Origin of the sequence: Pseudoalteromonas sp. HF66, assembly GCF_011806445.1 — a bacterium.
Taxonomy (GTDB): Bacteria; Pseudomonadota; Gammaproteobacteria; order Enterobacterales; family Alteromonadaceae; genus Pseudoalteromonas; species Pseudoalteromonas apostichopi.
On sequence record NZ_JAATOU010000016.1, the window covers coordinates 82902 to 92911 of the forward strand.

The following is a 10010-nucleotide window of genomic DNA, read 5'->3' on the forward strand; positions in this document are numbered from 1 at the left end:
TGAGTTATGAGCAGCTAGCTTTAAGTTGCTCATATTCAAGTTGTATTTTCTTAAACTCAATTGCACAGCCTTGGCGGTCTGGGTGGTGTTTTAGCGCCAGTTGTCGCCAACGCTTTTGTAACTGTTTTTCCGAAAAATCAGTAGGTAGCTGCCACGCCTGTTGTAATTCCAACAGCTGCTGCTGAGATAGCGAGAGAATGACCCTTTTTGGACTATATGATGAAAAGCGCTGCCAAAAATCAGTTAACATCGCATCAATCTCATCGCTCGTTGTATCATAGTTTTGCCAATCTAAATAATAATCTCGCAGCGGATCGTGATTTTCTAATGCGTTACTTATCTGCTCATTAACAAGCTCAATATGTAATGAGGCAATTTGTAGCTGTTGCTCTGGTGCAAGTTGTGTTTGCAGCTGATATAGAGCATTCATAACTAGAAAGTTGCGCTTAAACAGATCTTTTTGTGGGTCATTATCTAATTGCTCAATTTTTCCTGATTCGCTAAGTGCGCTGGTAAGCGTATGAACCTTCCAAACAGGTTGTTCCAAAAGAAGGTAAAAAATCTCATCAATCAGTGGGTTAACCATTGTTCGCAAGCCTATCTTTAGTGTAATCTACAGTGGTATACGCTATCACAGCTGCTTTTTTGAAACTACGCTAATGTTTTTAGATACTAGGGAATGCATTTAGCCGAGCTTAAATAACCTCATTTTCAGGCTAAGTTGATATTAAGGGATTTCGCCATATGTTCACATCACTGCGTGTTAGCTTGCTCACTGCTTTAATGTTCAGTTGTAGTTTGTTTTTTTCGCAGTCTAGCTTTGCATCCACTTCGTTACTTGAGCAATTTAGCCAATCCGAGCAATGGCAAGAAAAGCAACAGCTTGCCAAAAAACTGCTTAATCAAAATACAACAAATCAAGAACAAAGCCTCGATATATACATGCAGCTTGGGGACTTTGCTCTAGCTAAAGGTAATTTCTCAGCGGCCGTAAAAAATTACCAATTGGCAGAGCAAGCAACTAGTTTTGATGCGACCCCAAAGCGCTATTTCCTTGCCCTAAAAATGCAGGGCGTAACTTATTATTATCAAGGCTTGATGCAGCAAGCGGTAATTGCTTACAGCAGAGCATTAAGTATTGCCAAAAAGCTACCTGAACCAATTGCTGAGGCTAATTTGCTAAGTAATATTGGCCTTGCCTACTTTGATATGTTCAATATGGAGCAAGCGCTGAAATATTACAAAGAAGCGAAAGATATTTACGAAGAACATGGTAATGCACAAGATAAAGCCGATATATTACACAACATTGCAGGTATTTATATTCGTTTATCTAGTTATGATACTGCATTAGAAATGTATCGAGAAACGCTAGAGATTTTCCAAAAGTTAGGCGATGAAGATGGCATAGCTCAGTCTTATGGCAATATGGGGGTTGCGTATTCTGAACTTGGTCAGTATCAACTTTCTTTGCACTACTATCAGCGAGCCTTGAGATACTACCAAGAAACGAATAATGCTTACTTTCTCTCATCTCGCCACGCTAATATCGCCAATGTATATTTACGCACCGGTGATTTAGAGCTTGCCTTAAGTCATGCAGAAAAAGCAGTTGAATTTGCAAAAAGTATTGATAATAAAACCTTAGAGCTTGCAGGCTTATTGTCACAGGCAAAAATCGAGTTATTACAAGGTAAGCTAAATAAAGCTGAAGCAACTCTCACCACCTCTGTTTCTATGGCTAAACAATATAAAGACGATCTTAGAGTGCAAGATGGCGCCGGAATGATGGCCCTGATTAAATCCGGAAAAGGAGATTATGCCGGAGCTGTTGCTAGTTTTGATGAGTTTGTTCGTTCATTTAAAAGTGAGCAAAGCATCAGATTATTAAAGTCAATGAGCGAGCTACAAAGCCAAATCCAAGCAAGTCAGCTCAGTCAAGAAATTGTTGAGTTGAAGCAGCTACAGCATGTACAAGAGCTCGAAATGTCAAAACAGCGTCAGTTGGGCATTATGTTGTTTATCTTATTTGTGATGATAGTGGTAACGGGTATTACTATTTACCGTCGCAGTATTGAAAAAGGTGCAAAAGAGCAACTTTCGTTAATGGTTGCTAAGCGGACCAAGGAGCTTGAAGAAACGGCAGAGCAACTACGTAGTGCTAACGAAATTAAAAGTCAGTTTTTAGCAAATATTAGTCATGAAATTCGTACTCCTTTAACCGCAATACTGGGCCAAACCGATAATTTAATGAATGGTTATTATAAACCAGAGCAGTTAAACGATGAGCTTGCCGTGATTCAAAAACAAAGCGATCATTTAAAAGAGCTGATTAACGACGTTCTCGATATTAGTAAAATCGAGGCTAACAAGCTTGAGTTAAGCCTAAAAGAAGGTGATTTAGTTCGATTACTCACCGACGTCCACTCGATGCTCAGTGGTCAGGCTAAAGATAAAGGCCTTAACTTTACTTTTCATAATGTGCTTGGCGAGCAGTTTTACTGTCAGCTAGATTTTACCCGCATAAAACAGATACTCATCAACCTATGTGCAAATGCAATTAAATTCACTAACCAAGGCGAAGTAGAGTTAAAAGTCTCTAAAGTAGAGCAAGGCGTGTGGTTTCGTGTAACTGATACCGGTATTGGTATGAATACCGAGCAACTAAAACAAATATTTGAGTGTTTTAGGCAAGGAGATAACAGTATTAGCCGACGCTTTGGGGGGACAGGGCTTGGGTTAAGCTTATCGCAACAGCTTGCAATGATGATGGGGGGTTATATTAGTGTTGAAAGTGAGCTAAATAAAGGCAGCATATTTTCGTTTTACTTACCATGTAAAGAACGTACTCCAAGCTCTGATGTGATAGAGTCTGAAAAGTTTGTACAGCCAGTTGTAAAAGGTTTATCTGGGAAAGTTCTACTCGCTGAAGATCACCCTGATAATCGCCGTTTAATTTCTCGTTATTTAGAATCTATGGGCCTTGAAGTAATTGCGGTAGAAAATGGTGAGCAAGCTGTAGAGCAGTGCCTTAAGGAATTTCCTGATGTGGTACTGCTGGATATTCAAATGCCAGTACTTGATGGTTTAAAAGCGCTCAAGTTATTACAAGAGTGCGGCTTTACACAGCCAGTATATGCGTTAACGGCTAATGCTATTAGCCACGAAATCGACAGTTATCTTCAAGCAGGGTTCACCGGTTACCTTGCTAAACCAATTGATAAGAAAGTATTTTATACGCAACTTGCTAAGCATTGTAAAAAGGACAGCGCAGTAGCTAAATCTCAGCAAGATATGAGTGATTTGGTTGCAAGCTTTATTAATAGCTTTGAGCATGAAAGCGCGTTGATACAGCAGCACTTTGCAGCCCATGAGCTATTTAATTTACAACAGGATGCTCACCGAATCGGTGGTGCTGCGAAAATGTTTGCGCTGGATGATATCGCGGATAGTGCTATGGCACTTGAATCGGCATTGAAGCAAGATAAAACTGCTGACTTAACTAGTTTGGTTGCTCAATTACTAGAGCATCTACACAACGCTTCGTTTGATCAAAACAGCTCAATATCACCGTCTTGAACTTGTTCAACCTCTTGAGTCATTTCAAACCTAGAATGATCAATACGCTGCTCTTGTTCGGTTTCTGTTGGAGTGATAAGAAACATTGACAGTTTTTCGTCCAGAGAGTGTGCAAGGCGCACTAAGTCTTTACTCGACACAGCTTGTATTTGTGAACTTGAAAGTGCATCAGAGTTAAGCTCAACCATTGCATCTATACTAACTTGTGCTTCATCTGACATCTGGCTTTGCATAGCTACCTGCTCATGGACACTCTCAGAAAACGCATTAATTTCTAGCATTGCTTGCTCAATTTTATTGGTTTCTTTAGTAGAAGCTTCAGAAAGTTCAACCGTGCGCTCTGTTTCTTTAAGTGCTGTTTGCATTAATAAGTTTGCTTGTTCAGTACTATGTTGAATTTTAGATACCATCTCACGCACTTCTTGTGTCGACTTACTAGTACGAGCAGCTAGGTTTCGTACCTCATCAGCAACCACTGCAAAACCGCGGCCTTGTTCACCAGCTCGAGCGGCTTCGATTGCAGCGTTTAGCGCAAGTAAGTTAGTTTGCTCTGCAATACTGTTAATTACATCAATGACTGAGCCTATCGCATCACTATCTTGTTTAAGTAAAATAATCTGTTCACTGGTGAGGTTGATATTATCGGCAAGTTTTATGAGACTTGCTTGGCTTTTATCAGTGTCTAAACGAGTTTGTTGAACTGATTTAGTCGCATCTGATACCGAGCTTAATATTTGTTCAAGACTTCTATCCAGTTCTTTAGATACCTCAATCATACGATTAATTGTGTTTGCTAGGTCAATGCCATGGGCATCTTGAATTGTCGCTTTTTGAGTCATTGACGCATAAGTATCACGTAATGCATCGGCCATTGGTAACAAGCGGGCTGATGATACATATATTTCACTTATCATATGCTCAGCCATTGTTAAACTTGCGTTAAGTGCATGACACTCTTTTGGTAATTGGGTGTCATTTTCGTCAAAGCGAAAAGTAAAATCGATCCCCTTTTCAGAAGCGGTATGCGTAATAAAGTAGCTAAAATAATCTTGTTGCTTTTGATCAGTTGTATAAATAAAGCTAATTAGAACAAGCCATGGGATTACGACAACAAGCATAAGTACAGCCATAGCAGTGATAGAAAAATCAAATATGGCAAAACTAGCAATACAACTAAGTAAGCTTATTATAAATAGAGCTACAACTACTCTAATGCGAGTCATTGAGGAAATCCTTAGCGTTTAATCCTTTAATATATAGAACAAATTTCTATAAATTACCAATAAACTAACACTTTAAAAGTATAACTTTTAAAGAGTTATGTCCTAGTTTTACATAAAAAAAATGCCTGTATTAGACAGGCATTTGTAAAAACAAAGTAATTTTTACTGACGTTTCATTGAGTCAAAGAATTCATCATTGGTTTTGCTCATTGAGAGCTTATCAATTAAGAACTCCATTGCGTCAATTTCTGACATCTCATGAACGATTTTTCGTAAGATCCACATTTTTTGTAGTTCATCAGGTTTAGTTAGTAATTCTTCACGACGGGTACCTGAACGGTTAAAGTCAATCGCTGGGAATACACGCTTTTCAGCAATCTTACGATTTAAGTGTAATTCCATATTACCTGTGCCTTTGAACTCTTCGTAGATAACTTCATCCATCTTCGAACCAGTGTCGATAAGCGCTGTTGCGATAATTGTTAAGCTACCGCCTTCTTCTACGTTACGAGCCGCACCAAAGAAACGTTTTGGCTTGTGTAATGCATTCGCATCAACACCACCGGTTAATACCTTACCTGATGATGGGATAACAGTATTATAGGCACGAGCAAGGCGTGTAATTGAGTCAAGTAAGATAACTACATCTTTCTTGTGTTCAACAAGACGCTTCGCTTTTTCAATTACCATCTCAGCAACTTGAACGTGACGGCTTGCTGGCTCATCGAACGTTGAGGCAATTACTTCACCTTTAACAAGGCGCTGCATCTCTGTAACTTCTTCTGGACGTTCGTCAATTAGAAGCACCATTAGCTCACAATCAGGCTGGTTGTAGCTGATTGACTGCGCAATGTTTTGCAGTAGCATCGTTTTACCCGCTTTTGGTGGAGCAACGATGAGTGCACGTTGGCCTTTACCAATTGGTGATGCTAAATCTAGTACACGAGCCGTGATGTCTTCAGTACTACCATTACCACGCTCCATACGTAAACGTTCGTTAGCGTGAAGTGGGGTAAGGTTTTCAAATAGGATTTTAGTGCGAGAATTTTCAGGTTTGTCGAAGTTTACTTCATTTACTTTTAATAGTGCGAAGTAACGCTCACCGTCTTTAGGTGGGCGAATAAGGCCTGAAATTGAGTCACCAGTACGCATGCTGAATCGACGGATTTGACTCGGTGATACATAAATATCATCTGGGCCGGCTAAGTAAGATGCTTCTGATGATCTTAAGAAACCAAAACCATCTTGTAAGATCTCTAGTACACCGCCGCCGTAGATGTTTTCACCGCTTTTAGCATGCGCTTTTAGGATGGCGAAAATAATATCTTGTTTTCTTAAACGGGCTACGTTTTCGAGCCCCATGGACTCAGCTAAGTTTACAAGCTCTTTAATAGACTTGTCTTTTAATTCGCGTAAATGCATATTGGTGGGTTCTTTATTACAATTGTCATACTCAAAATCATCGTTTGATACATGAGTGAGGTTTGTTGGTATAACTAAGGATTAGTTGGCTTTATAAACTAGCAGGTCACTAGCAAGGCGTCCAGTCTTTAAACAAAATAAAGCTAAAAAAAGGGCAAAAAGCCCTTTTTTTATATTTTCATTAGATGTTGTTTTCTAAAAACTCTACTAATTGAGTCTTAGAAAGTGCACCAACTTTGGTTGCTGCAACCTGACCATCTTTGAAAAGAAGTAACGTAGGGATACCACGAATACCAAATTTAGGTGGTGTGCCTGCGTTTTGATCGATGTTAAGTTTACCAACGGTAACACGGCCATCAAACTCGCCAGCTACTTCGTCAAGAATAGGGGCGATCATTTTACAAGGTCCGCACCATTCAGCCCAAAAATCAACAAGTACAGGTTTGTCTGATTGTAGTACGTCAGCTTCAAAGCTATCGTCAGTTAATTGAATAATTTTCTCGCTCATTGCGATCTCCGATTAGTTAGGCGAAATATTTAATGCGTATTTAAACACTCTTGTTTCTTATTGCAAGTTTAAACGTTATGCTTAAACGCTATGACTAAGACACATTTGACCGATAAAAAGTTTTCAGACTTTGCTATCGCACCGGAAGTGGTTGCCGGTTTAACCGAAAATGGGTTTGAATATTGCACACCCATTCAAGCGAAATGCCTACCTTTTATTTGTGAAGGCCGCGATATTGCGGGCCAAGCACAAACAGGTACGGGCAAAACGTTGGCGTTTCTAACTGCCACGTGCCATCGGTTATTACAATCTAGCAAAGCACCTAGTAAACATCCAAGAGCCCTGATCATGGCCCCAACAAGGGAGCTGGCGATTCAGATACACAAAGATGCAAAAATTTTAGCGCCACACTGTAATCTTAACTTAGGTTTAGTATATGGTGGCGAAGATTACGAAAAACAACGTGCACAACTAGAAAAAGGTGTTGATATTTTAATTGGTACCACTGGACGCCTTATCGATTTATATAAACAGGGCTGCTATACCCTGAACGAAATTGAAGTTGTGGTGCTTGATGAGGCAGATCGAATGTTCGATTTAGGCTTCATAAAAGATATCCGTTATATGTTTAGACGTATGCCAGAAGCGTCTGAGCGTTTAAATCTACTATTCTCAGCAACCTTGTCTTATCGTGTTCAGGAATTAGCATTTGAACATATGACTAACCCAGAGCATGTTCAAGTTGAACCTGATGTAAAAACAGGTAAGCGAATTCAAGAAGAGCTATTCCATCCATCACAAGATGACAAAATTAAGTTACTGTTAACATTGATTGAAGAAGAATGGCCAGATAAAGCAATTGTGTTTGCAAACACGAAACACAGTTGTGAGAATGTTTATGCATGGATGAAAGCAGATGGTCACCGAGTTGGTTTATTAACCGGTGATGTAAACCAGAAAAAGCGTCAATCAATTTTGGCTCAATTTACCAAAGGTGATTTAGATTTCTTAGTTGCAACAGATGTTGCTGCCCGTGGTTTACATATCCCAGAAGTAAGTCATGTATTTAATTTTGATTTGCCAGATGATTGTGAAGACTATGTACACCGTATTGGCCGTACTGGACGTGCTGGTGCATCAGGACACGCTATTAGCTTTGCCTGTGAGCAGTATGCCTATAATCTCCACGAAATTGAGCAATATATAGAACACAGCATTCCATTATCACATTATGATAAAAGTGCATTGCTTGATGATTTAACTAAGCCTACTATTCAGAAAAAGCGGAACTATTCTACAGGCCCACGTAATCGTAATAACAACGGACGTCGACCAAATAATAGTTACCAGAAATCGCGGTCGCAATAAACGACCGTTATTGAAGACTTAGTAGTAACTAGAGGTTTTTGAACGGTGGGGCAACTTCAACCGCAAAAAAATGTGTATGCAGTAATCGACTTAGGATCAAATAGCTTTCATATGCTGATCGCTAAATCGATTGCTGGCGGTCTACAAACGATCGGTCGAGTTAAACGTAAAGTAAGGCTTGCTGCAGGGCTTGATGAAAATAACGTCCTAAGCACAGAAGCCATGCAACGAGGCTGGGAATGCTTAGCCTTGTTCGCTGAACGTTTGCAAGACATACCACAGAAAAACATCACAATTGTTGCGACCGCAACTTTACGTCTTGCTATCAATGCTGATGTATTCAAGGAAAAAGCTGAACAGATCCTTGGTCATAAAATCAATGTTATCAGCGGTGAGTTAGAAGCTAAGACAATTTATAAAGGTGTGGCGCATACCTCTGCCTGTAGCGGAAAACAACTCGTTATTGATATCGGTGGGGCAAGTACCGAAGTCGTTATCGGTAAGGGTTTTGATGCATTGCACTATAAAAGCCTGCATATGGGTTGTGTCACCTTTTTAGAGCGCTATTTCAAAGATCAAAAACTCAGCAACGAAAACTTTGCAGCTGCAATTAAAGCTGCCAGTGAAGTCGTTTCAGAAATTGTTGATGAATACCAAGCGAGCGGGTGGCAAATAGCGAGTGGTGCATCGGGTACTGTGCAAGCGATTCAAGAGATCATGGTTGCACAAAATCAAGATGAGCTATTAACTCTCGATAAACTACTCGCCATTAAAGAACAATCAGTGCAATTTGCAACAATTGCTGATCTTGAGCTTCCAGGGTTGAGTGAAGAGCGCCGTTTGGTGTTTGTATCTGGCCTCGCTATTTTAATCGCATTGTTTGAATCGCTAGGTATTAAGCAAATGGGTCTTGCACGCGGTGCCTTGCGTGAAGGTGTTTTATACAGCATGGTGCCAGAACTTCATAACCACGATATTCGTAAGCGTACTGTTGATGGTTTAATGAATCGCTATCATGTTGATCAAAAACAAGCCTGTCGCGTTGCGCAACTTGCAGAGCAACTGGCAAAAAATGTAGCGCAGCAATGGCAATCAATCGATGATAACGCAATAGCATTATTAAGAACGGTAGCAAAACTGCATGAGATTGGCTTGTTAATAGAGTATAAGCTTTATCATAAGCACACAGCTTACATTATAGAAAACACCGATTTGCCAGGTTTCTCACAATCTGAACATAAATTGATAACGGCTGTTGCCAATGAACATCGTGCTGATCTGCTAAAAAACAGCTTTGCTCATTTAGGTTGCCATCAGCAGTTAGCTGAATGTTTAACAAGAGTCTTGCGGATTGCAGTAATCTTATCAATGCGCCGCCAAGATGATGTACTGCCAGCAATCGATCTCAGTGTTAATGAAAACACCCTCACACTGACATTTGATGGTGATTGGTTAAAATATCACCCATTAATGGCCAGTGAGCTGCAACTAGAGTCCAAGCTACAAGCAAAAGTAGGTTGGAAGCTCATAGTAAAATAACGTCAAAAGGCCCTCTGGGGCCTTTTTTAGTATTGTTTTTACGCGTTTCGTTCGTATTTTGCGCGAACAGTCATTTATTTAATAAAAACTGCAAAAAACAGTTGATCTGAATTCGGATCTCCCTATAATGCGCATCCACCGACACGGCGGACTGCTTACAAAAAAGCAAAACAACGAGTTGGTTGAGTCAAGTAAGACTGAGTTTTGAAAAAATAAACTTTTCTCAAAATTAAGTGTTGACAAAAATAACGGCTTGCGTAGAATGCACAGCCCTTGAGACGCGAAAGTATCTCAAACGTTCTTTAACAATATAAAGCAATCATCTGTGTGGGCACTCGTACAGATTGAGTTCTAACAGCAGATTCTAGTTC

General features: G+C 39.9%; 7 protein-coding genes. 3 read left to right on the plus strand and 4 right to left on the minus strand.

Translation table 11 applies throughout. The features are described from left to right. Window positions 1–4: 4 nt before the first annotated feature. On the minus strand, window positions 5–586 hold the full coding sequence (locus tag HCZ11_RS15300) for a DNA-J related domain-containing protein (RefSeq protein ID WP_130050030.1): 582 nt from the start codon (window positions 584–586) through the stop codon (window positions 5–7). Window positions 587–744: 158 nt separating this feature from the next. On the opposite strand from HCZ11_RS15300, the gene HCZ11_RS15305 reads away from it, so the two are divergent. After that, window positions 745–3579 (plus strand): tetratricopeptide repeat protein, encoded by a 2835-nt coding sequence (locus HCZ11_RS15305; protein ID WP_167658819.1) that lies wholly within the window; start codon window positions 745–747, stop codon window positions 3577–3579. Here the strand turns inward: HCZ11_RS15305 and HCZ11_RS15310 are convergent. The 3 genes from HCZ11_RS15310 to trxA all read right to left on the minus strand — a co-directional run bounded on the left by HCZ11_RS15310 (window position 3552) and on the right by trxA (window position 6732). Next, the gene (locus HCZ11_RS15310; protein ID WP_254869160.1) at window positions 3552–4802 is read right to left on the minus strand and encodes a methyl-accepting chemotaxis protein; all 1251 of its coding nucleotides are present in this window, start codon (window positions 4800–4802) and stop codon (window positions 3552–3554) included. The two genes, HCZ11_RS15305 and HCZ11_RS15310, sit on opposite strands and share 28 nt — an antisense overlap. A 162-nt stretch (window positions 4803–4964) precedes the next feature. Continuing rightward, window positions 4965–6224, minus strand: coding sequence for a transcription termination factor Rho (gene rho, locus HCZ11_RS15315; RefSeq protein WP_062566226.1), 1260 nt, complete (start codon window positions 6222–6224; stop codon window positions 4965–4967). Window positions 6225–6405: 181 nt separating this feature from the next. Continuing rightward, window positions 6406–6732 carry a thioredoxin TrxA gene (gene trxA, locus HCZ11_RS15320; RefSeq protein WP_054554679.1) on the minus strand — a complete coding sequence of 109 codons (327 nt, stop codon included), beginning with the start codon at window positions 6730–6732 and terminating at the stop codon, window positions 6406–6408. A 90-nt stretch (window positions 6733–6822) separates the two neighbouring features. On the opposite strand from trxA, the gene rhlB reads away from it, so the two are divergent. Then, the gene (gene rhlB, locus HCZ11_RS15325) at window positions 6823–8100 is read left to right on the plus strand and encodes an ATP-dependent RNA helicase RhlB (protein WP_130050027.1); all 1278 of its coding nucleotides are present in this window, start codon (window positions 6823–6825) and stop codon (window positions 8098–8100) included. A 45-nt stretch (window positions 8101–8145) separates the two neighbouring features. Continuing rightward, window positions 8146–9639, plus strand: coding sequence for a guanosine-5'-triphosphate,3'-diphosphate diphosphatase (gene gppA / locus HCZ11_RS15330; RefSeq protein ID WP_130050026.1), 1494 nt, complete (start codon window positions 8146–8148; stop codon window positions 9637–9639). Window positions 9640–10010 lie beyond the last annotated feature (371 nt).